The 25038-nt window shown below is 73.2% G+C and carries 26 protein-coding genes; 10 read left to right on the top strand and 16 right to left on the bottom strand.

Features of this window, described 5'->3' with window-relative positions:
* Window positions 1–31 precede the first annotated feature (31 nt).
* Together H9X71_RS06140 and H9X71_RS06135 are read left to right on the top strand one after the other, a co-directional pair.
* Window positions 32–955 (top strand): pyridoxal-phosphate dependent enzyme, encoded by a 924-nt coding sequence (locus H9X71_RS06140; protein ID WP_191148793.1) that lies wholly within the window; start codon window positions 32–34, stop codon window positions 953–955.
* Window positions 956–1079: 124 nt separating this feature from the next.
* Window positions 1080–1808: a DedA family protein gene (locus H9X71_RS06135; RefSeq protein ID WP_191148792.1), complete on the top strand. Its 729-nt coding sequence runs from the start codon at window positions 1080–1082 to the stop codon at window positions 1806–1808.
* 99 nt (window positions 1809–1907) lie between these two features.
* Here H9X71_RS06135 and H9X71_RS06130 read toward each other — a convergent pair whose 3' ends face one another.
* The 5 genes from H9X71_RS06130 to H9X71_RS06110 all read right to left on the bottom strand — a co-directional run bounded on the left by H9X71_RS06130 (window position 1908) and on the right by H9X71_RS06110 (window position 6734).
* A complete protein-coding gene (locus H9X71_RS06130; RefSeq protein ID WP_191148791.1) occupies window positions 1908–2825 on the bottom strand; it encodes a cation diffusion facilitator family transporter in 918 nt (305 codons plus the stop codon).
* An 88-nt stretch (window positions 2826–2913) separates the two neighbouring features.
* Window positions 2914–3522, bottom strand: coding sequence for a non-canonical purine NTP pyrophosphatase (locus tag H9X71_RS06125; RefSeq protein WP_191148790.1), 609 nt, complete (start codon window positions 3520–3522; stop codon window positions 2914–2916).
* An 11-nt stretch (window positions 3523–3533) separates the two neighbouring features.
* Window positions 3534–4271, bottom strand: coding sequence for a ribonuclease PH (gene rph / locus H9X71_RS06120; RefSeq protein WP_191148789.1), 738 nt, complete (start codon window positions 4269–4271; stop codon window positions 3534–3536).
* Window positions 4268–5167, bottom strand: coding sequence for a glutamate racemase (murI, locus tag H9X71_RS06115; RefSeq protein WP_191148788.1), 900 nt, complete (start codon window positions 5165–5167; stop codon window positions 4268–4270). The genes rph and murI overlap by 4 nt, the downstream gene beginning before the upstream one ends.
* A gap of 103 nt (window positions 5168–5270) precedes the next feature.
* Window positions 5271–6734 (bottom strand): cryptochrome/photolyase family protein, encoded by a 1464-nt coding sequence (locus tag H9X71_RS06110; RefSeq protein ID WP_191148787.1) that lies wholly within the window; start codon window positions 6732–6734, stop codon window positions 5271–5273.
* 90 nt (window positions 6735–6824) lie between these two features.
* Here H9X71_RS06110 and H9X71_RS06105 point away from each other — a divergent pair, with 90 nt between their 5' ends.
* The gene (locus H9X71_RS06105; RefSeq protein ID WP_191148786.1) at window positions 6825–8141 is read left to right on the top strand and encodes a nicotinate phosphoribosyltransferase; all 1317 of its coding nucleotides are present in this window, start codon (window positions 6825–6827) and stop codon (window positions 8139–8141) included.
* Between the two features lie 25 nt (window positions 8142–8166).
* Here the strand turns inward: H9X71_RS06105 and H9X71_RS06100 are convergent, their stop codons facing one another.
* The 3 genes from H9X71_RS06100 to H9X71_RS15095 are packed head-to-tail and all read right to left on the bottom strand — an operon-like array spanning window position 8167 to window position 11805.
* Complete coding sequence (locus H9X71_RS06100) at window positions 8167–8454, bottom strand: DUF3039 domain-containing protein (RefSeq protein ID WP_191148785.1); 288 nt, start codon at window positions 8452–8454, stop codon at window positions 8167–8169.
* Window positions 8455–8512: 58 nt separating this feature from the next.
* Window positions 8513–10084 carry an ABC transporter permease gene (locus H9X71_RS06095; RefSeq protein ID WP_191148784.1) on the bottom strand — a complete coding sequence of 524 codons (1572 nt, stop codon included), beginning with the start codon at window positions 10082–10084 and terminating at the stop codon, window positions 8513–8515.
* Complete coding sequence (locus H9X71_RS15095; RefSeq protein WP_425321410.1) at window positions 10060–11805, bottom strand: ABC transporter ATP-binding protein; 1746 nt, start codon at window positions 11803–11805, stop codon at window positions 10060–10062. Before H9X71_RS15095 ends, H9X71_RS06095 begins: the two co-directional genes overlap by 25 nt.
* Before the next feature lie 290 nt (window positions 11806–12095).
* On the opposite strand from H9X71_RS15095, the gene H9X71_RS06085 reads away from it, so the two are divergent.
* From H9X71_RS06085 to H9X71_RS06070, 4 genes are all read left to right on the top strand, one after another.
* On the top strand, window positions 12096–12788 hold the full coding sequence (locus H9X71_RS06085) for a phosphocholine cytidylyltransferase family protein (protein ID WP_191148783.1): 693 nt from the start codon (window positions 12096–12098) through the stop codon (window positions 12786–12788).
* Window positions 12789–12824: 36 nt separating this feature from the next.
* Entirely contained in the window at window positions 12825–13625 is an 801-nt protein-coding gene (locus H9X71_RS06080; RefSeq protein ID WP_191148782.1) for an ABC transporter permease, read from the top strand.
* The gene (locus H9X71_RS06075) at window positions 13625–14410 is read left to right on the top strand and encodes an ABC transporter ATP-binding protein (protein ID WP_191148781.1); all 786 of its coding nucleotides are present in this window, start codon (window positions 13625–13627) and stop codon (window positions 14408–14410) included. Before H9X71_RS06080 ends, H9X71_RS06075 begins: the two co-directional genes overlap by 1 nt.
* Window positions 14411–14486: 76 nt before the next feature.
* Window positions 14487–14798 (top strand): hypothetical protein, encoded by a 312-nt coding sequence (locus tag H9X71_RS06070; RefSeq protein WP_043672820.1) that lies wholly within the window; start codon window positions 14487–14489, stop codon window positions 14796–14798.
* On the opposite strand, the gene H9X71_RS06065 is transcribed toward H9X71_RS06070, so the two are convergent.
* Window positions 14788–15111, bottom strand: coding sequence for a helix-turn-helix domain-containing protein (locus H9X71_RS06065; RefSeq protein WP_191148780.1), 324 nt, complete (start codon window positions 15109–15111; stop codon window positions 14788–14790). The genes H9X71_RS06070 and H9X71_RS06065 overlap by 11 nt on opposite strands.
* Before the next feature lie 150 nt (window positions 15112–15261).
* On the opposite strand from H9X71_RS06065, the gene H9X71_RS06060 reads away from it, so the two are divergent.
* Window positions 15262–16014, top strand: coding sequence for a hypothetical protein (locus tag H9X71_RS06060; protein WP_191148779.1), 753 nt, complete (start codon window positions 15262–15264; stop codon window positions 16012–16014).
* A gap of 87 nt (window positions 16015–16101) precedes the next feature.
* On the opposite strand, the gene H9X71_RS06055 is transcribed toward H9X71_RS06060, so the two are convergent.
* The 6 genes from H9X71_RS06055 to H9X71_RS14910 form a co-directional block, all read right to left on the bottom strand.
* Window positions 16102–17385 (bottom strand): hypothetical protein, encoded by a 1284-nt coding sequence (locus H9X71_RS06055; protein WP_191148778.1) that lies wholly within the window; start codon window positions 17383–17385, stop codon window positions 16102–16104.
* A gap of 97 nt (window positions 17386–17482) precedes the next feature.
* The gene (locus H9X71_RS06050; RefSeq protein ID WP_191148777.1) at window positions 17483–18358 is read right to left on the bottom strand and encodes a glycosyltransferase family 2 protein; all 876 of its coding nucleotides are present in this window, start codon (window positions 18356–18358) and stop codon (window positions 17483–17485) included.
* A complete protein-coding gene (locus tag H9X71_RS06045) occupies window positions 18355–19176 on the bottom strand; it encodes a CDP-alcohol phosphatidyltransferase family protein (RefSeq protein ID WP_191148776.1) in 822 nt (273 codons plus the stop codon). The genes H9X71_RS06050 and H9X71_RS06045 overlap by 4 nt, the downstream gene beginning before the upstream one ends.
* Entirely contained in the window at window positions 19173–20246 is a 1074-nt protein-coding gene (locus H9X71_RS06040) for a glycosyltransferase family 2 protein (protein ID WP_191148775.1), read from the bottom strand. The genes H9X71_RS06045 and H9X71_RS06040 overlap by 4 nt, the downstream gene beginning before the upstream one ends.
* Window positions 20247–20394: 148 nt before the next feature.
* Window positions 20395–21939: a S1C family serine protease gene (locus H9X71_RS06035; RefSeq protein ID WP_191148774.1), complete on the bottom strand. Its 1545-nt coding sequence runs from the start codon at window positions 21937–21939 to the stop codon at window positions 20395–20397.
* A gap of 206 nt (window positions 21940–22145) precedes the next feature.
* Window positions 22146–22538: a hypothetical protein gene (locus tag H9X71_RS14910; RefSeq protein ID WP_244961843.1), complete on the bottom strand. Its 393-nt coding sequence runs from the start codon at window positions 22536–22538 to the stop codon at window positions 22146–22148.
* On the opposite strand from H9X71_RS14910, the gene H9X71_RS14905 reads away from it, so the two are divergent.
* A complete protein-coding gene (locus H9X71_RS14905; protein ID WP_244961841.1) occupies window positions 22525–22701 on the top strand; it encodes a hypothetical protein in 177 nt (58 codons plus the stop codon). The two genes, H9X71_RS14910 and H9X71_RS14905, sit on opposite strands and share 14 nt — an antisense overlap.
* A gap of 322 nt (window positions 22702–23023) precedes the next feature.
* On the opposite strand, the gene H9X71_RS06025 is transcribed toward H9X71_RS14905, so the two are convergent.
* Entirely contained in the window at window positions 23024–23368 is a 345-nt protein-coding gene (locus tag H9X71_RS06025) for a hypothetical protein (protein ID WP_191148772.1), read from the bottom strand.
* Between the two features lie 435 nt (window positions 23369–23803).
* On the opposite strand from H9X71_RS06025, the gene H9X71_RS06020 reads away from it, so the two are divergent.
* The gene (locus tag H9X71_RS06020; RefSeq protein ID WP_191148771.1) at window positions 23804–25009 is read left to right on the top strand and encodes an aminotransferase class I/II-fold pyridoxal phosphate-dependent enzyme; all 1206 of its coding nucleotides are present in this window, start codon (window positions 23804–23806) and stop codon (window positions 25007–25009) included.
* Window positions 25010–25038 lie beyond the last annotated feature (29 nt).

The raw sequence follows: 25038 nt of genomic DNA, 5'->3' as shown, positions 1-25038 counted from the left end.
GGCGACGCTCCGACATGGACGAGGAGCACCCGTGGACGACCGCATCCGCCTCTGGACCGAGCCGACGCCCGTGCACCCGGTCCCCCGGCTGGCCGAGGCGCTCGGCCTCCACCCCGAGCGGCTCCTGATGAAGCGGGACGACCTCATCGGCTGGGGCGGCGGCGGCAACAAGGCCCGCAAGCTCGAGCGCTCGCTCGGGCGGGCCGTCGCGCGCGGGGCCACGACGATCGTCACGACCGGTGCCCCGCAGAGCAACCACGCCCGGATGACCGCGGCCGCCGGGGCCACGCTCGGCCTCGACGTCGTGCTCGTCCTCGAGGGGCACGCGGTCGCCGAGCGCGGCAACGTGCTGCTCGACGCGCTGTACGGCGCGCGCATCGAGTGGTCCGGCGACGAGGGCGCGGAGCCGCGCGCCGCCGAGGTCGTCGCCGAGCTCGAGGCGGCGGGCACGCGCGTGCACCTGGTGGCCTTCGGCGGATCCGACGCCCACTCCGTCCGGGGCTTCGTCGACGCGGGCCACGAGCTGCGGGAGCAGGTGGGCGAGGTCGACCACGTGGTCGTGGCCCTCGGATCCGGCGGCACCATGGCGGGGCTCGTCGAGGCGCTCGGACCGGAGCGCGTGCTCGGCGTGCACTGCGGGGCGGTCGCGGATCCGCGGGCCGTCGTCGCCGGGTTCCTCGCCGAGCGCGGGACCGGCATCTCGGCCGGCGCGCTCCGGATCGACGAGGACCGCGTCGGACCCGGCTACGCCCACCTCACCGACGAGGCGCGCGACGCGCTCGTGCTCGTCGCGCGGACGACCGGGATCCTCCTCGACCCGACCTACACGGCCCGCGCGGCGGCCGGGCTCCACGCGGCGGCGCGGGCGGGATCCGTCGGCCCCGAGGACCGCGTCGTGCTCTGGCACTCGGGCGGCGTCCCCGGGCTGTTCGGTCACCCGCAGCTCGGCGCCTGAGGGGCACGGCGCCCCTCGACCGGGGGTGCCCGGATCTCGGCGCGCTCGCGGCGCCTCCCGATATCCTGTGCTCTGCCGCCGGTCGCCCAGCACCGTGCCGGCTCACCACGACTGGAGCCCTCACGTGCATCCCCAGCTCTTCGACTTCCTCGACTCGACGACCCTCATCGAGTCGTTCGGGGGATTCGCCCTCATCGGGATCTGCCTCATCATCTTCGCGGAGACGGGCCTCCTCTTCGGCTTCCTCTTCCCGGGCGACACGCTCCTCGTCATCGCCGGCCTCACGCTGCCCGGCATCACCGGCATCGACATCTGGTGGGTCTGCCTCGCCATCGCCTTCTCGGCGTTCGCGGGCGGGGAGGTCGGCTACCTCATCGGCCACAAGGCGGGGCCGAAGGTCTTCGAGCGCAAGGACTCCGGCATCTTCAGCCGCCAGAACGTGGTCCGCACGAACGCGTTCTTCGCGCGCTTCGGCGGGCTGGCGGTCATCGCGGCGCGCTTCGTGCCCATCGTCCGCACCTTCGCGCCCATCGCGGCCGGCGTGGGGCACATGGACTACCGCAAGTACTCCTTCTACAACGCCGTCGGCGCCCTCATCTGGGGCGCGGGCCTCACCTTCCTCGGCCACCTGCTCAACGGCTTCCCGCCCATCCGCGACTTCGTCACGCACTACATCGACTACGTCCTGCTCGGCGCCGTGTTCATCACGGTCGTGCCCGCGGCGATCCACTTCCTGCGCGCCCGCAAGCACGCGCGCGACGAGGAGGCGGCCGGCGTCCCGGACGACGGCGAGGAGCTCGCGCTCGCGCCGGAGGCCTTCGACCAGGACCCCTCGAACGACCCCCGGCGCTGAGGCGCGCCGACCCGCGATCCACCCGCTCGCACGGGCGCTGCCCCGGACCCGCTGAGCTGCGCGTCGGCATGCCGTCGGACGGATCCGCCGACGGACGGGTCAGACGTGGTGCCGGTGCTCGTGACCGGCGTGCTCCTCGGGCTCCAGCTGGAACGTGCTGTGCTCGACGTCGAAGTGGTCGTCGAGGCAGCCGGACAGGCGGTCGAGCAGCTCCCCCGTGCGGCCCTCGCGGAAGACCTCCTGCTCCACCACGACGTGGGCGGTGAACACCGGCGATCCCGTGGTGATGGCCCACACGTGCACGTCGTGGACGGCGGTGACGCCGGGCGTCTCGAGGAGGTGGGCGCGGATCCGCTCCGGCTCGGTCCCCACGGGCGTCGACTCGTTCAGGACCCGCACCACGTCGCGCAGCAGCACGACGGCGCGGGGCACGATGAGCGCGGCGATGACGAGCGACGCGACGGCGTCCGCGCGGCCGGAGCCCGTGGCCGCGATGACGACGCCCGCGACGATGGTGGCGACCGATCCGAACGCGTCGCCCAGCACCTCGAGGTACGCCCCGCGCATGTTGAGGGAGCGGCCCGCTCCCCCGCGGAGCACGACGAGCGCGGCGACGTTCGCCACGAGGCCGATGCCCGCGGCCACGAGCATGACGCCCGGGTCCACCGCCGGGCCCTCCGGCGCGAGCAGCCGCTCGACGCCCTGCACCGCGACGACGACGGCGACCACCGCGAGGATCAGCCCGTTGACGAGCGCGCCGAGCACCTCGCCGCGCTGGAAGCCGAAGGTGTGCCGGTCGGTCGCGGGACGCGCCGCGATGATGGTCGCCGCGAGGGCGATGCCGAGCGCGAGCAGGTCGCTCGTCATGTGCCCGGCGTCGGCGAGGAGCGCCAGCGAGCCGGAGACGAGCGCCCCGACCACCTCGACCACGAGGACCGCGGCGGTGATCGCGATGGCGATCACGAGGCGGCGGCGGTCGGTCGTCGCCGCACCGTGGTCGTGCGATCCGGAGCCCATGCGTCCACCGTACGGGCCCGCCGTCATGCGGATCCAGCCGGGAGCGCAGTCGGGAACGAGTCCCGCTCTCAGGAGGGCGGGAGGGGCGTCAGGCCTCGCCGAGCAGCTCGCGCCGGACCACCGGCATGATCGCGTCGAATGCCAGCGCGCGGTGGCTGACGCGGTCCTTCTCGTCGGCGGTGAGGGCCGCCGCGCTCGCGCCGCCGGTGGCCGGACGGAAGATCGGGTCGTAGCCGAAGCCGCCCTGCCCCTCGACGGCGCGGAGGACGGATCCCTCCCACACGCCGAGCGCCGTCCACTCGACGAGGCCGTCGGCGGTGGGCACGACGAGGGCCGCCGCGCAGCTGAAGCGCGCGCCGCGGTGGGCGTCCGGCACGTCGCCCAGCTGCCAGAGCAGGAGCTCCAGGTTCTCGCGGCTGTCCCGTGCGGGGCCGGCCCAGCGCGCGGAGAAGATCCCGGGTGATCCGCCGAGGACGTCGACGCCGATGCCCGAGTCGTCCGCGAGCGCCGCGTGCCCCGTGTGCCGGGCCGCCGCGCGCGCCTTGATCAGCGCGTTCTCCTCGAACGACGTGCCGTCCTCCACGGGCTCGGGGCCGTCGTAGCCGACGAGGTCGATCCCGTCGAGGCGGGCGCCGAGGATCCGGCGCAGCTCCTCGACCTTGTGGGCGTTGTGGGTGGCGAGCACGAGCGGGATCACGGGCGGGATCCTCAGCGGCCGAGCGCCTGCGCCTGCAGCGCGGTGAGCGTGGTGCCGCCGCCGAGCGCGAGGTCGAGCAGGGCGTCGAGCTCGGCGCGGTCGAAGGGCGCGCCCTCGGCCGTGCCCTGGACCTCGACGAAGGACCCGCTGCCCGTCATGACGACGTTCATGTCGGTCTCGGCGCGCACGTCCTCGACGTAGGCGAGGTCGAGGAGGGGGTCGCCGTCGACGATGCCGACGGAGACCGCGGCGACGCTGTCCTTCAGCGGCGTGGCGCGCTGGGCGATGAACTTGCGCTCGCGGCCCCACTCGAGCGCGTCGGCGAGGGCGACGTACGCGCCCGTGATGGCGGCGGTGCGGGTGCCGCCGTCGGCCTGGAGCACGTCGCAGTCGATGACGATCGTGTTCTCGCCGAGCGCCTTCATGTCGACGACGGCGCGGAGGCTGCGGCCGATGAGGCGCGAGATCTCGTGCGTGCGGCCGCCGACCTTGCCCTTGACGGCCTCGCGGTCCATGCGCTCGTTCGTGGCGCGGGGCAGCATCGCGTACTCGGCGGTGACCCAGCCCTGGCCGCTGCCGGCCTTCCACCGCGGCACGCGGTTGGTGAAGGAGGCGGTGCAGAGGACGCGGGTGCGCCCGAAGGAGATGAGGGCGGATCCCTCGGCCTGCTCGCTCCAGTTCCGCTCGATGGTGATCTCGCGCAGCTGGTCGGCGGCGCGGCCGTCGTGGCGGGTGGTGTCGTCGGTCATGGTCGGCCTCGGCTCGGATCGGGGGTGGATGGGGTGGTGCCGTCCGCGTCCGGAGGCGTCGCCGCGTCCGTCCGAGGTCGGCGGGGCAGGGTGATGGCGCCGGTCTCGACGAGCTCGACGTGCGTGACGCCGCTGCCGAGCATGCGGTGCGCGAGGTCCTCGAAGTCGGACGCGCGGCCGCCGGTGGCCTCGTAGCGGATCACCGGAGGCGCGTCGGAGCGGCGCTCGAGGCCCGCGGACACCAGCTCGCGGTACACGTCCTTCGCGGTCTCGGTGTCGCTCGAGACGAGCGTGACGTCGGGGCCCATGAGCAGCGAGATGGCGCCCTCGAGGAACGGGTAGTGGGTGCAGCCGAGCACGAGCGTGTCGACGCCGGCCGCCCGGAGCGGCGCGAGGTACTCCTCGGCGGCCGCCATCAGCTCGGGGCCGGAGGTCTCGCCGCGCTCGACGAACTCGACGAAGCGCGGCGCCTCGGCGCTCGTCAGCTCCAGGTGCGGCGCCGCGGCGAACGCGTCGTCGTAGGCGCGGCTGAGGACGGTGGCGTGCGTGGCGATGACGCCGACGCGGTGGTTGCGGGTGACGCTCACGGCGGTGCGTACCGCGGGCTGGATGACCTCGACGACGGGGATGTCGTAGCGCTCCCGGGCGTCCCGGAGCATGGCGGCGGACGCGGTGTTGCAGGCGATGACGAGCATCTTCACGCCGCGCTCGACGAGGTCGTCGAGCACCGCGAGGGCGTAGCGGCGGACGTCCGCGATGGGCTTGTCGCCATAGGGCGTGTGCGCCGTGTCGCCGATGTAGACGATGGACTCGCGCGGCAGGAGGGTCGCGACCGCGCGCGCCACGGTGAGGCCGCCGACGCCGGAGTCGAAGATCCCGATCGGCGCGTCGCTCATCCCGCCAGCCTACCGGCGGCACCGGAGGCGGCCGGAGCCGGGCGAGGCGAGGCCGGGCGCCGTGAGGGAGGGTGCGGCGAGGCCGGGCGACGCATGGCGCCGGTCACAGCGACCGCCGCGCCTCCTCCTGGGCGACCAGCTCGGGCAGGTCCTTCAGGCGCGCGAGCCCGCCGAGCGGCTGGTTCATCCGGGCGTTGCCGCGCAGCCGGTCCTGGTTGCGGTCGAGGAACGCCCAGTACCCGGCCGTGTACGGGCAGGCGGTGGGCCCGACCCGCACCTTCGGGTCGAAGGGGCAGCCGCCGCAGTGATCCGTCATGCGGTCGATGTAGGCGCCGCCCGCCGCGTACGGCTTCGTCGCCATGCGGCCGCCGTCGGCGTGCAGCGCCATCCCCACGACGTTCGCCGGCATGACCCAGGGCGTGCCGTCGACGAACGAGTCGATGAACCAGTCGTTCATGGCCCGGGGGTCGTAGCCGCGCTGGAGCGCGAGGTTGCCGAGGATCATGAGCCGCTCGATGTGATGCGCCCACCCGTGCGTGCGCACCTTGTCGACCACGTGGGAGAGGCAGGCCGCCTGGATGCCCGACGCGTCGAGCTCGCGCAGCGCGGTGGGGACGCCCCGGTGCGCGTCGAGCCGGTTCTCGGACGTGTAGTCGTCCTCGAAGGCCCAGTAGAGGTGCCAGACGTAGTCGCGCCAGCCCATGATCTGGCGCACGATGCCCTCGACGCTCTGGATGGGTGCACGGCCGGCCGCGTGCTCGGCGACGATGCGCTCGACGACGTCCGCGGGATCGAGCACGCCCATGTTCATCGTGGCGCTCAGCAGCGAGTGCGCCATGGTCCAGTCGCCCGCGAGCGACGCGTCCTCGAAGGGGCCGAAGTCGTTGAGGCGGCTGCCCACGAAGTCCTCCAGCGCGAGGCGGCCCTCCTCCGGCGTGACGGCGAAGCGCCGCGGGCCGTCCTCCCCCACGAACCGCATGAGCCCCTTCCGCTCCCACGCGTCGAGGTCGGAGCGGACCTCGGCGTCGATGTCGTCCTCCTCCGGCCACCACGGCTCGGGCAGGCCGAGCGACGCAGCGCCCTTCGGGGGCCGCTCCCGGTTGTCGTGGTCGTAGTTCCAGCGGCCGCCGACGGGGTCGTCGCCGTCCATGAGGATGCCGGTGCGGGCTCGTGACCACCGGTAGAAGTCCTCCATGACCAGGCGGTTCGACGTGCGCCCCGCCATCCACTCGGCGAACTCCTGCTCGCTCGTGACGAAGCCGCGGCTCGGCAGCACCTCCGCCTCGATCTCGGCGACCAGCCGGCGGAGCCCGCGCGAGGTGGGGTCGACGACCTGCAGGTCGCGGCGGTCCTGCACGACGTCGCGGTAGTGCTCGACCTGGTGGAACTCGACGCGGTCGCCCAGGGCCCGCGCGCGGTGCCGGATGCCCGAGAGGATGAGGTGCGCCTTGGCGCGGTGGTACGGCCGCCGGGCGAGGAGCCCGCGGGACTCGATGAGCAGCATCGGCCCGCCGTCGTCGAAGTGGTCGCCCAGCTGGTCGGCGAGGATCCATCGCGTGCGCTCCATGGCACGAACCTAGGCCGCACCCCCGTCATCGCCGCGGCCCGTGCGCGATGCGGACGGCGACCCCGCCGTGCGCCGCCCTAGGCTGGACGGGTGACCCAGGCGACCTCCCTCCTCACCGACCGGTACGAGCTGACGATGCTCGACGCAGCGCTGAAGGCCGGCACCCACGACCGCGAGTGCGTCTTCGAGTGCTTCGCCCGGCGCCTCCCGAACGGCCGCCGCTTCGGCGTCGTCGCGGGCACGGGCCGCCTGCTCGAGCTGATCCGCGACTTCCGCTTCGGCGACGCCGAGCTCGAGTACCTCCGGTCCGAGCGCGTCGTCGGCGAGGAGGCGCTCGCCTGGCTCGCCGACTACCGGTTCCGCGGCCGCATCGCCGGCTACCGCGAGGGCGAGGTGCATTTCCCCGGCTCGCCGCTGCTCACGGTCGAGGCGCCGTTCGCCGACGGGGTGATCCTCGAGACGCTCGTCCTCAGCGTCCTCAACTACGACTCCGCCGTCGCGAGCGCGGCCGCCCGCATGGTGCAGGTCGCCGGCACCCGTCCGCTCGCCGAGATGGGATCCCGCCGCACGGGCGAGCGCTCCGCCGTCGCCGCGGCGCGCGCGGCGTTCATCGCGGGCTTCAGCGCCACCTCGAACCTCGAGGCCGGCCGCACCTGGGGCGTCCCCACCATGGGGACGGCCGCCCACTCCTTCACGCTCCTGCACGACACGGAGGAGCAGGCCTTCCGCGCCCAGGTCGAGGCGCTCGGCGCCGGGACGACCCTCCTCGTCGACACGTACGACGTGCGCCAGGGCGTCGAGACCGCCGTCCGCGTCGCGGGCACGGGCCTCGGCGCCGTCCGCCTCGACTCCGGCGACCTGCCCGTGCTCGTCGGCGAGGTGCGCGCGCAGCTCGACGCGCTCGGCGCCACGGGCACGCGGATCACCGTCACCAACGACCTCGACGAGCACGGCATCGCCGGCCTCGCCGCCTCCCCCGTCGACTCCTACGGCGTCGGCACCTCGCTCGTCACCGGATCCGGCGCCCCCGCGGCCGGCATGGTCTTCAAGCTCGTCGCCCACCGCGAGGCGGGCGGCCGGGGCGGGTGGGTGCCGGTGGCGAAGCGCTCGACCGGCAAGCAGAGCCGCGGCGGGCTCAAGGGGGCGCTGCGGCGCCACGACGCGCAGGGCACCGCGACCGCCGAGCTCGTGACCGTCGGACCGCACCCGGCGCCGCTGCCGGGCGATCGCGACCTGCTCGTCACGCTCGTCGAGGACGGTGAGCCGGACCCGCGGTGGCTCGGCCCCGCGGGCACCGCCGCGGCACGCGAGCACCACGCGCGCGTCGTGCGCGATCTGCCCGTCGAGGCCTTCCGGCTGCGCGCGGGCGACCCGGCGATCCCGACCGAGCAGGGCGCGACCGACTGACGCGGCGCGCTGCGCGTGCGGGCGGCTACTCCGGCTTCATGCCCTCGTAGATGCGCTTGCAGTCGGGGCACACCGGGAACTTCTCCGGGTCGCGGCCGGGCAGCCACTTCTTGCCGCACAGCGCCTTGACGGGCTTGCCGCTGATGGCGGACTCGAGGATCTTGTCCTTCTTCACGTAGTGCGAGAAGCGCTCGTGATCGCCGGGCTCGATCGTCTCCTGCTCGAGGAGCTCCTCGAGCTCGCGGTCGAGGGTGTCGGTGCCGCCGCCCTGCGTGGGACGGCCGGGGTCCTGTTCGATGCTGAGGATGACCATCCCCCCAGTCTACTTTTCCCCGAAGGCGGCACCGCCGGGACGGACGGGCCGCCCGACGTCAGTGCCGCTGGGCGAAGGCGAGGAGCTCGGGACCGCGCCGCTCGAAGACGCGACCGCCGCCGACGAGGCCGCCCGCCAGCGTCAGGACGCCGACGCCGAGGCCGACCAGGAGCGAGAGGACCGGGTACGCGCCGCCGTGCACGAGCCCCATCCAGCCGAGCCACGCGGACGGCAGGGCGAGCACGACGGTGGCGAGGAACGTCAGGGTGGGCACCGTGGATCCGCCCGCCCCGACCGACTGCGGTGCGTGGAACGGGCTGTCGCCGGGGCGCGACGCCGGGTACGGGAAGCGCGCCGAGGACAGCGACGACAGCCCGACCCCGATGAGCAGCACGCCGCCGCTGACGCCGATGACGGACGGCAGCACCGACGCGTCGCCGAAGCCGAGCGCGCTGAGCGGGGCGCCGACGGCCACGAGCGGGACGCCGATCGCGAGCACGGGGACGATGCGGCCCAGGCGGTCGGCCACGCCGCGCAGGCCCGACACGACGTGGAGCCACACGGCGGTGTGGTCGTGCGCGGTGTCGTTGTGGACGCTCCAGCCGAGGAACAGGGCCATGACGGGCAGCGGCACGAGCGCGAGGACGTGCGCGTCGACGTCGACGATCACGAGCGGCACGAGGAGCACGAGCGGCAGGACCGGGATGAGCACGAGCGTGGCGCGGTAGCGGGGGTCGCGGACCCAGTAGGTGACGCTGCGCGCGGCGACCGCGCCGGCGGGCGACCCGCCGAACCGGCCGAACCAGCCGAGTCCGGTCTGGGCCCGTCCGCCGCCCGCGCGGTCGGGCGCGGTGAGCGCCCACGGGACGACGCGGATCCAGAGCAGCGCCAGCACGGCCGCGGAGGCGAGGGCGACGAGGAGCATCCCGAGGGCCCCGCCCGCGTCGCCCGTCACGGCGGCGGCGGGTGCGGCCCAGGCGGCGCCGAACGGGGTCCAGGAGAGGACGCCGAGGAGGCCGCGGGCGGGCCGCAGCCCGTCGTCGAGCAGGTCCGCCTGCGCGAGGGCGACCACGGCCGGGACGAGCAGCACCGCGACCAGCCCCGCCACGAGGCCGGTCGCCTCGCGCGCGCGCCGCGTGCTCAGCAGCACGGACGCGACGACGGTGCTGATCCGCGCGACGAGCACGCAGGTGACGACGGCCGCGGCCGCCGCGAGCACGGCGACGAGCGCGGTGGCCGGATCCCGCGACCAGGTGACGACGGTGGTGAGCGCCACGACGACGAGCGCGACGCCCGGCACGTTCACGAGCGCGGCGACGGCCAGCGCGACGGCGAGGCGCCGGGGCTCGATGCCGTAGGGGGCGAAGCGGCGCGGATCCATCGCGTCGGCGGATCCGAGCACCAGCGGCACCAGGAGCGCGCCGAGGACCACGAGCGAGCCGCCCGCCACGACGAGGTCGCGGGCCGCGGTCGCGTCCGCGTCCCGGAGCCCCGCGAGCGCGCCGACGGTGACGACCGTGACGAGGATCCCGTAGATCCCGGCCACGACCAGCCCGAGCACCTGCCAGGGGCTGCGTCGGAACGCGTTGGCGAGGAGGGCGAGCCTCAGTCGGAGAACGAGTGCAACCACGAGAACCCCTCCGCCGTGCGTCGACCGCCGGCCAGCGCCACGAACCGCTCCTCCAGCGAACGGCCGGCACGGACCTCGTCCATGGTGCCGGCGGCGAGCACGCGCCCGTTGACGATGATCGCGACGTGGTCGCAGATGCGCTGGATGAAGTCCATCCCGTGGCTCGAGAGCACGACCGTGCCGCCGTGCGCCACGTAGTCCTGCAGGATCTCCACCACGTTCGCCGCCGACACCGGGTCGACCGACTCGAACGGCTCGTCGAGCACGAGCATCCGCGGCGAGTGGATCATGGCGCAGGCGAGGGCGACCTTCTTGGTCATGCCCGCCGAGTAGTCGGTGACGAGGCGCCCCACGGCGTCCTCGAGCCCGAAGGCCTGGATGAGGTCGGCGGAACGGCTGCGGATCTCCGCGTCGTCGAGGCCGCGGAGCGCACCCGAGTAGTGCAGGAGCTGCGCGCCGGTGAGCCGGTCGAAGAGGCGCAGGCGGTCGGGCAGCACGCCGATGCTGCGCTTGGCGGTGAGCGGGTCCTGCCAGACGTCGATCCCGTTCACCGTGACCGTGCCGGCGTCGGGCCGCAGGAGCCCCGTGACCATCGACATGGTCGTGGTCTTGCCCGCTCCGTTCGGGCCGACGATGCCGTAGAAGGACCCGGCGCGCACGGTGAGCGCGATGTCGTCGACGGCCACCTTCTCGTCGAAGCGCTTGGTGAGCCCCTCGATGACGAGGACGTCGTCGCCGAGCTCGGGCGCGGCCGCGCGGTCGCCTCGGACGGACGGCGTGAGCGCGGTCTCCCCCACGCCCGGGAGCCCGGCTCGGGTGGACCGGGGCGAGGTGAGGCTGTCGGTGCGGACGCTGACGGCCCGGGGCGGCGTCGCGACCGCGGCGGGCGCGGCCTCTTCCTCGACTTCGGCGTCGGCCTCTTCCTCGGCGTCGGCCGACGACTCGTCGGCCGGTTCCCCGTCGGGCTCGGACGCCATCCCGTCGTCCCTCGTCGACCCCGATCCGCGCTCCTCGCCCGCTGCGTCGATGGGGTCGGGTCCGGGCTCGGCGACGATCGCGACGACCTGCTCGCCCTCGGAGGCCGCCTCGTCCGTGTCCGTGCTCTCGGGCGACGGGTCGACGTCGCGGGTCTCCCGGACGGGATCCGCCTCGGCTGAGGGCGTCTCCCGATGGACGTCCGCGAGCATCCCGCTGAGCGCGTCGAGGTCGTCCTGCTCCGGCTCGGAGGGAGCAGCCGGCTCGGACGGCAGGACGGGCGGCCCATCCTGCTCCGGCTCCGCGTCCGGCTGGGGCGGAGTGCCGGCATCCGCGGGGTCGCCCGCGGCGCGCTGCGCGCGCGTCCGGCGGCGCACCCGGGTCTGACGCGACGGCGTCGACGCGGCCTCGCCGGCATCCGGGTCGGAGCCGGGGGCCGTGGCGGGCCGCGCCGTGGACGCCACGATCGGCGACGCCTTCACGCGCGGTGGCGTCGGCGCCACCACGACGGCCGGCGCCGTGCGCGGCGAGGGCGCGGTCGCCCGCCGGGGCACGCGCTGTCCGGGCTTCGGCGAACGAGGGGCGGCGGGCACGTCCACGGCGGCGTCGGCCGCACCGGTCGCGGTGGCCGTCCCCGTCGGCCCGTCGCCCGTCGACGAGGCGCCGGAGGAGGCGTCGTCGTGCGGCTGCGCACCGGTGTCGGACGTGGCGTCAGGGGAGGTCGTCTCGTCGGGGGCGTCGGTCACAGGCCCACGTTAGCAAGGGCTCCCTCCGCGCCAGCCTCGGCGTCCTCGACGCGCTATGGACACTCGACGACGGGTCGGTGGAGGGGCGGACGGCCGCCGCTGGCGCGATGCGATCATCACGAAAGGGACACGACACCTCCCGCATCCCGGCCTATTTCCTCGGCCGGAGCGTACGATGGACGAGGCATGACGGCGTGTCGAACAGGAAACCCGCGGGTGAAGTCCCGGCGAACCCTCGACGTCCGAGGGCTGCCGGTCGTGCTCGGCACCCCGCATCGAACGGAGAACACATGACCACCCAGGTAGTCATCCTGGCGGCAGGCATGGGCAGCCGTCTCGGACGCAGCCTCCCCAAGCCCCTCACCGAGCTCAGCGACGGCCGCACGATCATGGGCCAGCAGTTCGACAACATCCGCTTCGGCCTCGGCGACGACGCCAAGGTAAGCATCGTCGTCGGCTACAAGCTCGACCACATCATCGACGCGTTCCCGGACGCCGAGTACATCTACAACGAGCAGTACGACCAGACCAACACCTCCAAGAGCCTGCTCCGCGCCCTCCGTGCGTCGGGCCCCGGCGGCGTGCTCTGGATGAACGGCGACGTGGTCTTCGACCCGATGATCCTGCGCCGCGCGGCCGCGATGATCGCGCGCGACCAGTCGTTCGTCACCGTCAACACCTCCCGCGTCTCCGACGAGGAGGTCAAGTACACGACCAGTCCCGAGGGCTACATCCGCGAGCTGTCGAAGACGGTGGAGGGCGGCCTCGGCGAGGCGGTCGGCATCAACTACGTCTCGCGCGCCGACAAGCCGGTCCTCATCCGCCAGCTCGCCCGGGTCGCCGACCAGGACTACTTCGAGCGTGGAATAGAGTTGGCGATCGAGCAGGACTCCCTGCTCGTCGAACCGGTAGACATCTCCGACCTGTACGCGGTCGAGGTCGACTTCGCGGAGGACCTCGAGAGGGCCAACCTCTTCGTCTAGACCGCCTCGGGGATGCTGACGCAGAGGATCCCCGCCGTGCCCGATGCCGCCCGTCCCGGTCGCGCCTTCCGCACCCCCGCCGCGCGCTACCGCCGCTCGCTCTGGCTCCTCACGACACGCGACCTCAAGGTCCGCTACTCGACGAGCGCGCTCGGCTGGTTCTGGTCGATCCTCGACCCGCTCGTCATGTCGGGCATCTACTGGTTCGTCTTCACCGTCGTCTTCTCGCGGAGCGTCGGCGAGGAGCCGTACATCGTGTTCCTCCTCGCGGCCCTCCTGCCGTGGATGTGGTTCACGGGCGCCACCAGCGACTTCACGAAGGCCTTCAGCTCGCAGGCCAAGCTCGTCCGGTCGACGCGGATCCCCCGCACCATCTGGGTGCTGCGGCTCGTCCTCGCCAAGGGCTTCGAGTTCCTCGCGAGCCTCCCCGTGCTGGCCGTCTTCGCGATCGTTGCGGGAGCACGACTCGACGTCCACGTGCTGCTGCTCCCGCTCGCCGTCCTCCTGCAGGCGGCCCTGCTCCTCGGCATCGGCCTGATCATCGCCCCGCTCGTCGTGTTCTTCCGCGACCTGGAGCGCGCGGTGAAGCTCGTCCTGCGCTTCCTCTTCTACGCCTCCCCCATCGTGTACTCGTCGCGCGACCTGCCGCCGGAGCTGCACCCGTGGGCGGCCCTCAATCCGCTCACCGGCGTCTTCGGCCTGTACCGCTCCGCGTTCTTCCCCGGCGAGCTCGACTGGTACGCGGTCGGCGTGAGCGCCCTCATCGCCGCCGCGCTGGTCGTGGTCGGGTCGTTCGTCTTCCGTCGCTCGCTGCCCGCCGTGCTGAAGGAGATCTGATGGCCGCGCCGCAGCCGGAGCCAGCCGCCCGGTCCGTCATCTCGGTGGAGGACGCGGGCATCCGCTTCCGCCGGAACCGCAAGGCCCGCCGGAGCTTCAAGGACCTGTTCGCCGGCTCCGCGCGACGGGCCCGGCCGGGCGAGTTCTGGCCGCTCCGCCACGTCTCCTTCGAGGTCCGCGCCGGCGAGGCCATCGGCGTCGTCGGGCGCAACGGCCAGGGCAAGTCGACGCTCCTCAAGCTCGTGGCGGAGGTGCTGATCGCGGACGAGGGATCCATCGGCGTCCACGCGGGCGTCGCCCCGCTCATCGAGATCACGGGCGGCTTCGTCAACGACCTCACCGTCCGCGACAACATCTACCTCACCGCCGGCCTGCATGGGATGTCGAAGGCGGAGATCGACGCGCAGTTCGACGAGATCATCGCGTTCGCCGAGATCCCCGACTTCGTCGACACCCCCTACAAGCACCTCTCCAGCGGGATGAAGGTGCGCATCGCGTTCGCGGTCATCTCGCGCCTCGACGAGCCCGTCCTGCTCGTGGACGAGGTGCTCGCCGTCGGCGACCGAGCGTTCCGCGAGAAGTGCTACCGCCGGATCGAGGAGATGCTGGCCGAGGGCCGCACGCTGTTCTTCGTCTCGCACAACGAGCGCGACCTCCGGCGGTTCTGCACGCGGGGCCTCTACCTCGACGGGGGCGCCCTGGTGCTCGACGGCCCGATCGACGAGGTGGTGGACGCCTACAACGCCGACCACGCCCCTCCGAGGTCGGCGCCACCGGCGGACTGACCGCCCCTCCTCCCCAGCACGCGCCGTCCACAGGCCAGCGACCCCGCGCGTCGCACGCCGCTCCTACCGTGCACGCATGCTGCGACCCGTCCCGCCCCTGCCCGTCCGCCCCGATCCGGAGCCCGCGTACCGCGTGCCCTGGCACTTCGACCGCACCCTGGAGCGCCCGCGCTTCGCGCTCGTCAACGTCGGCGACGAGGTGCTGCACGCCATCTCCCTGCACCTGCTGGGCTCCGGCACGATGCTGTCGCGCGCGCCGGTGACAGTGCGGCCGGGCGAGCGGCTGTCCACGACCATCCGCGGCGACGACCTCGCGCTCGACACCGTCCTGGTGGTGCGCTGGTTCCGGCCGGACGGGGGCGAGTACCTGTGGCGGGTCAGCTTCTGACGGGGGTGGTGCCGCGGCGCTCGCGTTCCCGCTCGAGCCGGATGAGGTCGGCCGGGGAGTCCCCGTCGTCCTGCGGCAGCATGTCCGCGGTCAGGCCGGTCACGAGCAGGCCCGCGTCCACGTCCAGTCCGCTGGCGATCTTGATGATGTTGCGGAGGCTGGGGTTCCGCTGGCCGCGCTCGATCTTGCCGAGGGCTGTCCAGTGGATGCCGGAGAGCTCGGCGAGCGTCTCCTGGCTGATGCCGATGCGCTGGCGCTGCTCGCGCACGCGGGCGCCGAACTCGGCGGCGGCGTCGGAGACGGTGGTGACCATGGCACATGCCTATCCGCCACATGGAGGAATGACCAGAGCGGCGATGCCGCATGCCCGCGCGATTGTGCCTCAGAGGATAGGGGTGGCTTCTGCACGACGACCCGATCGGGAGGGCACGAACGGCACAGCGGCCGCGCGTAGGCTCAGAGCATGAAGGACGCTCCCGACCTCGACCCGACCGTGGCCACCGGCATCGATCGTCTCCTATCCGTGCAGCGCCCGGTCGTGCTCGCCCACATCCGCTCCATCCGGGCGCGCCACCCCGAGGCGTCGCCCGACCGCATCATCGCGATCCTCGAGAGCCGCTTCCTCGCCGCCGTCACGGCGGGCGGCGCGGCCGTGGGCGCCAGCGCGGTCATCCCGGGGATCGGCACGGGCGTCTCGCTGGCCCTCACGGGCGTCGAGACGGCCGGGTTCCTCGAGGCCAGCGCGCTCTTCGCGCAGTCCATCACCGAGGTCCACGGCATCACCGTCGAGGACCCGGCGCGGGCGCGGGCGCTGGTCATGACGATGATGCTCGGCGCCCCGGGCGCGCAGGTCATCCAGCAGTTCGCCGGGCAGTTCCAGGGCGAGCCGGTCGACCGCAACGGCAACTGGGGCCGCGCCATCACCTCCGGTCTCCCCTCCTTCGCCATCGGCCCCATCGCCGACCGCATCAAGCACGCCTTCATCAAGCGCTTCGTCGTGAACCAGGGCGCCAGCGCCCTCGGCCGCGCCGTGCCCTTCGGCATCGGAGCCGTCATCGGCGGCACCGGGAACCGGATGCTCGGCCGCAAGATCGTCGCGAGCTCCCGTCAGGCCTTCGGACCCGCTCCCGCCGACTTCCCCGCGGAGCTCGCGGTGCCGGAGAAGAAGCCGCGCGTCATCCGGGTCGCCGAGAAGAAGGCCGCCCGCGGCAAGTAGGCACCGCCGAGGCGCCGCCGCGGGACTGCCCGGCCTCTCGGCGACGACGCCGACCGGTCGTCCGCCCGCGGATCCGAGACGCGCCCCTCAGGCGTCCTCGTCCTCGTCGTCCACCTCGTCGTCGACGGGTCCGCTCTCCCCGTCGCGCGCGTGCAGCGCCGCGTGGCGCTCCCACTCCCCCATCAGCTGGTCGATCGCCGCGTGGAAGCGCGCGGTCGCCGCGCCGGGAGCCGTGTCCCCGAAGTAGTGCCGCACCCAGGCGGCGAGACGGCGGTCGGCGGCTTCGTCGTGCTGGAGCGCGTCGAGCCGCGACACGATCGACCGGGCCTCCTCCGCGGTGAGCCACTCGCAGTCGGAGAGGTACCCGTCGGTGTCGATCTGGGCCTCGGGCCGCACGGGCCGCGTCACGAGCAGCGGCTTCCCGGCGGCGAGGCGGTCGTAGACCATGGCCGAGATGTCGACGATGGCCATGTCCGCGGCGGAGAGCTGCCAGCCGAGCTCGCGTGAGCGGTCGACGACGTGCTGGGCCGCCGGATCCAGCGCGTTGGCCCGCTCGAGCATCGACGCGATCTCCCGGTTCGCCCGCGCGTACTCGGGGTCGACGACGCCGGAGCGGGGATGCGGCCGGTACACGACCCGGTGCCGTCCGGTCGCGACGAGGTCGCGCACGAGGGGCACGCCGTGCGACGCGATGGATCCGTACGCGGCGGCTCCGCGGTCGCCCTCCCACGTGGGTGCGTACAGGACGACCGTGCGCTCGTCCTCCTCGTAGGGCAGCTCGCCCGCGTAATGGTCGGCCTGGGGGCGGCCGATGGGGATGGCACGACGGTCGAGGTCGTAGTCCCAGAGCACCTTGCCGAGCCGGGCGCGGGCGGCGTCGCCGGCGATGAGGCTGTAGTCGTACGCCTTGAACTGGTTGGTCGTCATGTACATCTTGTCGGACTCGCCGTGGTTGACGAAGACGTGCCAGCGGCGTCCGTACCGCATCATCTGGAAGTTGCGGGTGTTCTGGTTGACGTAGAGGACGACGCGGATATCCTGCTCGGCGATGACCCGCTCGAGGTCCGCGACGCGGCGCACGTACTCGACCGGCAGCGGGCTCTCGTCGAGGAGCGCGTCGGCGCCGCTCGGGTGCCGGCTGAGGATCACGACCGGGTGCGTCCGCGCGAGCTCGAGCAGCGGGCGGTACCACTGGCGGATCTGGTACATGTTCACGGCCGAGTCGGCGAAGTACACGGCGACGCGGTACTCGCCCCGCGGCGACGGGGCCCGGAGCGCGAGCTTGCGCTGCAGGGAACCGCGCGCACGGCGCTGCTGGACCAGTGAGCGGACAGCGCGCACGCCGAGGCGAGCGTCGTTCAGGAGACCCATGCATCCACCGTAACGAGCGCTCCGGGCGCCCTTCGCCGTGCCCCGGCCGGGGGCGCGGAACGGTGTGGGATCGTGACCGGACGCGGCCGGATCACGATCAGATGACGGGCGGCCTGCCCGCGCGCGTCATGCGCAGGACCGTGCGCCACGAGAGCGGCCGGCGCACTCCCGGCGAGGTCGTCCAGCCCTCGCGCCAGCCGCGCATCCACGTCCCGAGCCCGTCGCGGTTCCGTGCGGTGCGGATCAGCTGCACGGCCGTCCACGATCCGACGTACACGGGCACGAGCGGCAGCGGCAGGTTGCGGCGCGCGAGCCAGACGCGGTTGCGCGCGTTCAGACGGTGGTACTCGGCGTGGCGCGTGGGGGCGACGGCGGGGTGATGCGCGACGAGGTCGCCCGCGTACCACGCGCGCAGGCCCTGGTCCCAGACGCGCCAGGCGAGCTCGATCCCCTCGTGGGCGTAGAAGAACTCCCCCGCCCAGCCGCCCGCGGCCTCGAACGCGTCGCGACGGACGACGACGGCGCCCTCGAGCACGGAGAAGACGGCGCTCGACGCGGCGGGATCGCCCTTGCGGATACGTGGGATCCACCGGCGCGGCGTCGCGGCGCCGGTCGGATCGATGATGCGCGGCTGGACGAGCGCGACGTCCCCGGATGCGCGCATCAGCGCGAGGCAGTCGGCGAGGAAGGTCGCGCTCGGGACGGTCTCGTCGTCGTCGAGGAAGAACAGCGTCTCGCCGCCGACGTGCGGCACGCCGGCGTTGCGTCCCGCGGGGATGCCCAGGTTCTCGGGCAGGTGCACGCCGCGGACACCCTCCGGGAGGCCCGCCGGCGCCCACCCGTTGCCGACCACGACCACGTCGACCACCACGCCCTCCTGCCGGAGCACCGAGCGCAGCGACGCGGCCAGCCCGTCGGGCCGGCGCCCCTGACTCAGGACGACGACGCCGACGCGCGGCAGGGTGCCGGTCACGCGGAGGTCAGCCGACGGGAGGTGACGATCATGACGAAGTGGCCGACGAGCGCGAGCACGGCCAGCGGCACGAGCGCGACGAGCAGCACCCGGTCGGTCGCCGGCTGGCCGGCCACGAGGCCGACGAGCGCGACGGCGAAGACGACGATCGTCAGCTCGACCGAGTGGAACATCCGGTGGAAGGGCAGGAATCGCACGGCCCGGCGCGCGACCGCGATCAGCGACTGCTGAGACGCCACCGTTGCCGCGCCGACGGGCGCCTTGGGCAGGTCGGCGGACGCCCGGGCCACGCGGACCATGTCGTTGAGCGCCTTGTTGAGCACCATCACGAGGGCCAGCGCGAACGCGAGCGTCGTCCAGGGCAGGGCCCCGGGCGCCTCGAAGGGATACGCGGCGGCGCGGATCCCCAGGGCCAGCGCGATCAGCGTCTCGGTCGAGTAGTGCCCCACGGCGTCGAGGAAGTGGCCGACGGGCGAGGACGTGCGCCGCCAGCGGGCCACCTCGCCGTCGCAGCAGTCGACGAGCATCTGCAGCTGCCCGAGCACCAGCGCGAGGGCGGCACCGCCGATGCCGGGGATGAGGAGCGACGCGGCGGCGGCCCAGCCCGTGAGGATCATCACGACCGTCACGCCGTTCGCGCTGATCCGGGTGCGCAGCAGCAGCCACGTGAGGTACGGCGAGAGGTCGCGGAGGTAGAGGTGCGCCGTCCAGTGCTCGGCGTTCGCCCGCAGACGCACCTCGGGCGGCTGCGTGATCCGTCGGAGCTCGGCTATGGAGGAGGGCAGGCCGCGATCGCCGGTGCCGGGCTGCGCGGTCATCGGCCCGTGTGCCCGTCGAGGTCGTCGGTGAGCTCGAGGAAGCCGAGGACGAAGCCGGTGCCCCAGCTGAAGTGGATGGACGGCAGCACGGCGGCGAACCGCAGCATGGTCGCCGCGCCGTCCCGCGACGCCACGGTCACCGTGCTCACGAGGACGAAGCCGGCGTAGACGCCGGGCACGACGAACGCGGCGACGAGCCGTCGCAGGCCGGGCAGGCCGATCGCGGGTCCGACGAGGCCGGCGACGCCGAGCACGAGGCCCGTGGCCACGCCCGCCACGGCGACCGGCGGCACGAAGTACCGCACCGAGTTCTGCCGCGTGTACCGCCGCGCGAGCTCCCCGCGCCACAGGCCCGTGGCGAAGAACTGGCGGATCAGCGAGCGGAAGGTGGAGCGCGGGCGGTAGGTGACCTTCATGCGCGGGGTGAACCAGACCAGACCGCCGGTCTGTCGGAGGCGTCGGTTCAGCTCCCAGTCCTGGCCGCGGCGCACGCCCTCGTCGAAGAGGCCGACCTCGACCAGGCGCTCGCGGCGGAAGGCGCCGAGGTACGCGGTCTCCGCCGGCCCCTCCTTGCCGCCGACGTGGTGGGCGGTGCCGCCGAGGCCGACGCGGGCGCCGTACGCGCGGGCGACCGCCTTCTCGAACGGGGTGCGCCCCTCGGCCGACATGAGGCCGCCGACGTTGTCGGCGCCCGTCGCCTGCAGCGTCTCCACGGCGATGCGCGTGTAGTCGTGCGGGAGCAGCGAGTGGGCGTCGACGCGGATGACGATGGGGTGGCGTGTGGCGCGGATGGCGGCGTTGAGGCCGCCGGGCGTGGATCCCGAGGGGTTGTCGACGCTCGTGATGCGCGGATCCGCCCGGGCCATCTCGCGGACGACCTCGGTCGTGCCGTCCGTGCTCGGGCCGAGCGCGAGGACGACCTCGATCTGGCCGGCGTAGTCCTGCCGCATCATGCTGTCGACCGCCGCGCGGACGTGCGCCGCCTCGTTGAGGATCGGCATGACGTACGAGACGGCGGGCAGATCGCCGGGGCCGCCGGCGACCGGGTCGTGTCGCGGGTGCTGCGCCATCTGAGCCGATCTCTTGGGGAGGTGCGGCCGGGGCCTGTCGGGGGCCGAGCCTCGCAGGAGTTTACCAGCCTCCCGGTGGCCCCTCGCCGCGCCCGACGCGAGGAGGGGCGGACCGGCACCCGCCGATCCGCCCCTCCGGGAGTCGCGCCTACTGCTGGAGCGTGCCCAGCTTCACGTCGACCTGCTGCTTCTGACCGCCGCGCAGGACGGTGAGCTCGGCGTCGCTGCCTCCGGGCAGCGCACGCACCTGCGCGGTGAGGTCGCTCGCCTTGCTGATCGGGATGCCGCTGAACGCGGTCACGATGTCGCCCTGCTTGAGGCCGGCGTTCGCCGCGGCGCCGCCGCTCTGCACGTCCGCGACGAAGGCGCCGCCCACGGGGGTCGACGAGTCGCCGGCCGCCACGTCGCGGACGCTCGCACCCAGCAGCCCGTGGGACGCACGGCCGGTCTGGATGATCTCCTGGCCGACGCGCTTGGCGAGGTTCGAGGGGATGGCGAAGCCGACGCCGATGCTCCCCGAGGTCCCGCTCGCGCCGCCGGCGTTGGCGATGGCGACGTTGATCCCGATCAGCTTCCCGTCGGCGTCGAGGAGCGCGCCGCCCGAGTTGCCGGGGTTGATCGCCGCGTCGGTCTGGATGACGGCGAGGTTGATGGTCGACGCCGGCCTGGCCTGGCCCTGGCCGCCCTGGCCGCCCTGGCCGCCGGATCCGCCCTGTCCCTCGTTGCCGAAGGGCCAGAAGTTGAACGGCGTCTCGTCGCTCTGGCTGCCGTCGCCGGGAGTCTCGGGGGCCGCCGACGAGGCGACCTGGATGCTGCGGTCGAGCGCGCTGACGATGCCGTCCGTCACCGTGCCGGAGAGCCCGAGGGGCGCACCGATCGCGATGGCGGTGTCGCCGACGTTGAGCTTCGACGAGTCGGCGAAGTCGATGGGCGTGAGACCGCTGGCGTCGTCCATCTTGATCACGGCGAGGTCCACGACCGGGTCCGTGCCGATGAGCTTCGCCGTGTACAGCGCGCCGTCGGCCGTCTTCACCTGGATCTTCCCGTCGCCGGTCTGTCCGTCGAGCGTCACGACGTGCGTGTTGGTGAGGACGTAGCCGTCCGCGGAGAGGATGACGCCCGATCCGGTCCCGCCCGCCTGCGCGCCCGCGACCTCGATGGTGACGACGGAGCTGGACACCTTGGCGGCGACCGCCGTGATGGGGGTCGCATCGTCGGGGTCGTTCACGGTGATGTTCGCGGGCGACTGGCTGACCGATGCGGTGGAGTCGTCGTCGTGCGCGATGGCCCAGGTGGTGAGGCCGCCGGCCGCGCCGCCGATGAGCGCCCCGACCGCGAGCATGGCGACGAGCGGGAGCGCCTTGTTCGCCTTCTTGCGGGGAGGCGGGGTGGCGCTGGCGCCGGCGGCGGCGGATCCGTCGGGTGCGGTCGCCGTGACGGGGAGGGTGTCCGCGGACGACGTCGACGCGGGAGCGGAGCCGTGAGGGAGCATGTCGCGCTGATCGGGGCTGCCCGGGGCGGGGCTCGCAGGCGCGGGATGCGCTGCTGCGGCCGGGCCGGCCGGTGCGGGCCAGGCGGACGCTTCCGCGGGAGCGTCCGAGGACGATGCCGGGCCGTTCGAGGAGCCGTCCACAGGACCGCCGACGTCGCGGCCGCCCTCGTGCTCGTCTGCTCCGTGGCTTCTGTCGGTCATCGGTGGTGCTCCTCTCAGGTCACGCCAGCATCCCGAGCGTGTCTGGGTGTTCTCTATGCCTGCCCTGACAGCGCGCCGCGCCCGCCCTATGGAGGATCCTCCGGGCGGACGGAGCACGAGGCCCGTGCTGGATCGAGCGTACGCGGCGTGGGTGCCGATGCCATGCCGCCGCCGCTCCCATGACCGCGCGGGTCAGGGTCGCCGGGTCAGCATCCGGCTCCGGCGTCCCGCGTGCCGCACGCCCCGCCGACCAGCACCGTGGACCCCTCCAGCACGTGGATCGTCACCGGGCCCACCTGCACGGGGAGCGTCCCCGGGATCTGCTGCCACGCGCCCCCGTCGAACCGGTAGCTCGGCGAGTACGCGATGGTCAAGGACACCTGCCGGTCCCCCATGGTCGGGTACACGTGGCTCGTGTCCGTCGCCGAGAAGTCAGGCTGACCCAGCTCCCGCCAGGACGCCCCCGGCCTCTGCACCGTCGTCGACGTGCCATCCCCGTAGTCCCAGACGAATTCGACCGGCACGAACCGCACCTGCGCGGGACGGCCCAGCAGCTGACCGTCGACCACCTGCGCGGTCGCGTCCGTGAGCAGGTTCACGGGAGCACCGACCAGCGCCCATCCGTTCGGCTGGGACCGGATCGACGCCGACCGCGGTACGAACTGCGCCACGTCCTCCAACGACACCCCGGGACCGGCCGGCACCACCGGGACCGGATCCGCGGGCTTCGTCGGCGCCTTCGCTGGCGGCAAGAACGCGTGATCCCCATCGAGGCACCCGCCGACCCCGGGCCGACATGGGGAATCGACATCCGCCGCCAACCGCCCCCGTGGCACTGGCGGCTGCACCACCGGGGCCGGCAGCCCGTCACCGGTGCCGTCCTGAGATATGGGAACATGCCCGACGAGACCGCTGTCCCCCGAGCGCGCCGCCGTCCCTACCAACTGAATCGAGTCTCCGACGATGCGACCCGATGTGCAGCTCCCGGCGCTCGGCATCAAGGCACCGCACGAGCTGGCCTCTGCAAGAGCAGGTGTTTCTGCCGTCGTAAGCATCGCGACTATCGCTACGAACCCCACCAGCATCAATCGCATGCGTGCACCTCGTCGTTGCGGAGGACGTCACTGATGCGCCAATCTCCGTCATCCATCTGAACGGCTTTCATCTGCATCGATTGCGTCGGATCGCGGCGAGGTGTCACATCTTGCCCCGCCGAGTCCACGACGCGGGTCCCGGTGACATCGAGACAGGCCTGAGCGACCATGAAGTAACGCCCGTTTGGATCTGTACCGCGGTCCGTGATCGTGAACCCGGTGTATGTGTACTTGCCTAGGAAATGCGTTCCCTTGTCTCTTGCATCTGCGATCTCGGCGACGCTCTCCGAGAGCACGTTACCCGTGAGCAAGGGCGCGAGGTCACGCTCGGACATCGTGTCGAGAGGCAACGAAACATACGCGGAGTACTTTTCTTGGAATGCCTGGGCGTCTTGGTCTGCTCGTGACACAGTTGGCGTCCCGGTCTGTTCGACCCGAGGCGACGGCCCCGCGCAGCTGCTGAACATGGATACCAGGAGGTAGCTGCACGCAGCGGTGACCCAGACATCGGGGAGCCATCCGCGGCGCGCTCGTCTGATCGGGCTCATGAGTTCCTTGTCATCGTCGCTAATGCGGTCTTGCCCTCGCGACCGGCAGCTCGTGATGAGCAGACGGGAGAGGCGGCTGGGGATCAGCAACCTAGGCCAGCACTGCGGAAGGGCGCCCGGTGTCTGCACACCTTGTGCGACCGACCGTCTTGCCCTTCCAGAAAGGGACTGCGCATGTCCGGGTACGACTCGCAAGGGGTGGACGCGCGCCATGATGGGCGCATGACGATTCCCGGCGCGTGGGTGCGCGCGGCCCGCGGGGCGATGCTGCTCGGCGACGACGGGACGCCCGGCACCACGGTCTTCGCGGAGATGAGCGCGCTCGCGGCGGCGACCGGGGCGATCAACCTGGGCCAGGGGTTCCCGGACGAGGACGGCCCGACGGAGGTGCTCGAGGCGGCACGGGCCGCGATCTCCGCGGGCATGAACCAGTACCCGCCGGACCGCGGCACCCCCGAGCTGCGCCGCGCGGTCGCGACGCACCAGTCGCGCTTCTACGGCCTCGAGGCGGACCCGGACACGGAGGTCCTCGTCACCGCCGGCGCGACCGAGGCGCTCGCGGCCACGCTGCTGGCGCTCGTCGAGGACGGCGACGAGGTCGTCACGCTCGAGCCGTTCTATGACGCGTACGGCGCGCTGATCTCGCTGGCCGGAGGGATCCACCGGACGGTGCCGCTGCACGCCCCCGACTTCCAGCCGCGGCTCGACGACCTGCGCGCCGCGGTGACCGACCGCACCCGCGTGATCCTCCTCAACGACCCCCACAACCCGACCGGCACCGTGCTCCACCCCGAGGTCCGGCAGCTCGTGGTGGAGCTCGCGATCGCGCACGACGCCGTGATCGTCACCGACGAGGTCTACGAGCACCTGGTGTTCGACGGCCGGCACGTGCCCATCGCGACGCTGCCGGGCGCCGGGGAGCGGACCGTGACGATCTCCTCCGGCGGCAAGACGTTCCGCACCACGGGGTGGAAGATCGGCTGGCTGACGGCGCCGGCCCCGCTCGTGTCGGCGATCCTCGCGGTGAAGCAGTTCCTCACGTTCGTCAACGGCGCGCCCTTCCAGCCCGCCATCGCGACCGGGCTCGGCCTGCCCGACCGGGTCTTCGACGGGATCGCCGACGACCTGCGGCGCAAGCGCGACCTGCTCGCGGCGGGGCTGACGACGGCCGGCTTCCGGATCCACCTGCCCGCAGCCGGCTACTTCATCGTCGCGGACGCCGCGCCCCTCGGCTTCCCCGACGCCAGGGAGCTCTGCCTGCGGCTGCCGGCGCTCGTCGGCGTGGTGGGCGTGCCGCTGTCGGCCTTCTGCCGGGAGCCGCTCGCGGCGGAGCACGCGTCGCTCGTGCGGTTCGCGTTCTGCAAGCGCGTCGACGTGCTCGAGGACGCGGCCGCGCGCCTCGCGACCCTGGCGGACAGGACCGCCTGACGCGGCACCCTGGTACCACCGCCGCCCGC

Source organism: Clavibacter zhangzhiyongii, assembly GCF_014775655.1.
Classification (GTDB): Bacteria; Actinomycetota; Actinomycetes; order Actinomycetales; family Microbacteriaceae; genus Clavibacter; species Clavibacter zhangzhiyongii.
The sequence above is the reverse complement of the archived record's forward strand: the minus strand, read 5'-3'. Positions and strand labels throughout refer to the sequence as shown.

Coding starts and splice junctions, on each gene's coding strand:
- H9X71_RS06085 (WP_191148783.1), top strand. CDS start 12,096: ATGACCACCCAGGTAGTCATCCTGGCGGCAGGCATGGGCAGCCGTCTC.
- murI (WP_191148788.1), bottom strand. CDS start 5,167: ATGAGCGACGCGCCGATCGGGATCTTCGACTCCGGCGTCGGCGGCCTC.
- H9X71_RS06130 (WP_191148791.1), bottom strand. CDS start 2,825: ATGGGCTCCGGATCGCACGACCACGGTGCGGCGACGACCGACCGCCGC.
- H9X71_RS06025 (WP_191148772.1), bottom strand. CDS start 23,368: ATGTCCGAGCGTGACCTCGCGCCCTTGCTCACGGGTAACGTGCTCTCG.
- H9X71_RS06060 (WP_191148779.1), top strand. CDS start 15,262: ATGAAGGACGCTCCCGACCTCGACCCGACCGTGGCCACCGGCATCGAT.
- H9X71_RS06020 (WP_191148771.1), top strand. CDS start 23,804: ATGACGATTCCCGGCGCGTGGGTGCGCGCGGCCCGCGGGGCGATGCTG.
- H9X71_RS06100 (WP_191148785.1), bottom strand. CDS start 8,454: ATGGTCATCCTCAGCATCGAACAGGACCCCGGCCGTCCCACGCAGGGC.
- H9X71_RS06045 (WP_191148776.1), bottom strand. CDS start 19,176: ATGACCGCGCAGCCCGGCACCGGCGATCGCGGCCTGCCCTCCTCCATA.
- H9X71_RS06065 (WP_191148780.1), bottom strand. CDS start 15,111: ATGGTCACCACCGTCTCCGACGCCGCCGCCGAGTTCGGCGCCCGCGTG.
- H9X71_RS06040 (WP_191148775.1), bottom strand. CDS start 20,246: ATGGCGCAGCACCCGCGACACGACCCGGTCGCCGGCGGCCCCGGCGAT.
- H9X71_RS06070 (WP_043672820.1), top strand. CDS start 14,487: ATGCTGCGACCCGTCCCGCCCCTGCCCGTCCGCCCCGATCCGGAGCCC.
- H9X71_RS06035 (WP_191148774.1), bottom strand. CDS start 21,939: ATGACCGACAGAAGCCACGGAGCAGACGAGCACGAGGGCGGCCGCGAC.
- H9X71_RS06055 (WP_191148778.1), bottom strand. CDS start 17,385: ATGGGTCTCCTGAACGACGCTCGCCTCGGCGTGCGCGCTGTCCGCTCA.
- rph (WP_191148789.1), bottom strand. CDS start 4,271: ATGACCGACGACACCACCCGCCACGACGGCCGCGCCGCCGACCAGCTG.
- H9X71_RS06075 (WP_191148781.1), top strand. CDS start 13,625: ATGGCCGCGCCGCAGCCGGAGCCAGCCGCCCGGTCCGTCATCTCGGTG.
- H9X71_RS06110 (WP_191148787.1), bottom strand. CDS start 6,734: ATGGAGCGCACGCGATGGATCCTCGCCGACCAGCTGGGCGACCACTTC.